Raw genomic sequence first — 702 nt, 5'->3', positions numbered from 1 at the left:
GTGCGGAGCTTCGACACATAGGCCTGGGCCTGTTCGCTGGAGCGCATGTCTGGCTTGGAGACGATCTCCATCAGCGCGACGCCCGAGCGGTTGAGATCGACCGAGGTACTGGACGGATTGCGGTCGTGCACCAGCTTGCCGGCGTCCTGTTCGAGATGCAGGCGCTCGATGCCGACGATGGCGGTCTCGCCATCGGCCAATTCGATCGTGACCTCGCCCTCGCCGACGATCGGCGACTTGTACTGGCTGATCTGGTAGCCCTGCGGCAGGTCCGGATAGAAATAATTCTTGCGGTCGAAGGTCGAGCGCCGGTTGATCTGTGCGTTCAGGCCAAGCCCGGTGCGCACCGCCTGCTTGACGCATTCCTCGTTGATGACCGGCAGCATGCCCGGCATGGCCGCATCGACCAGCGACACATGGCTATTCGGCGCACCTCCGAACTCCGTGGACGAGCCGGAGAACAGCTTGGCGTGAGAATTGACCTGGGCGTGGATCTCCAGACCGATGACCATTTCCCAGTCGCCGGTGGCGCCCTTGATGAGCTTCGAAGGTTTGACAGGTGCGTTCATGGAGCGGTTTCTACCGCGACCGCGGGCGCGGGAAAACCCCCAGTGAGGCTTTCCAGCGTCGCTTCCAGGGCATTTGCCCCCTATCCGATCAGATGCCCGAAGCGAAAGCCCTGAACACGGAGCTGGCACGCAA

1 protein-coding gene is annotated in these 702 nt (G+C 62.5%); it reads right to left on the bottom strand.

Features of this window, described 5'->3' with window-relative positions; genetic code table 11:
* Positions 1 to 569 (bottom strand): Asp-tRNA(Asn)/Glu-tRNA(Gln) amidotransferase subunit GatB (locus AC1DS5_RS25060; RefSeq protein WP_477720951.1); only part of this gene is annotated, 569 nt, incomplete at its 3' end.
* Positions 570 to 702 lie beyond the last annotated feature (133 nt).

It is taken from the genome of Polaromonas sp. P4_H1 (assembly GCF_056400945.1).
Note: the sequence above shows the minus strand (reverse complement) of the source record. Positions and strands in the feature narration are given on the sequence as shown.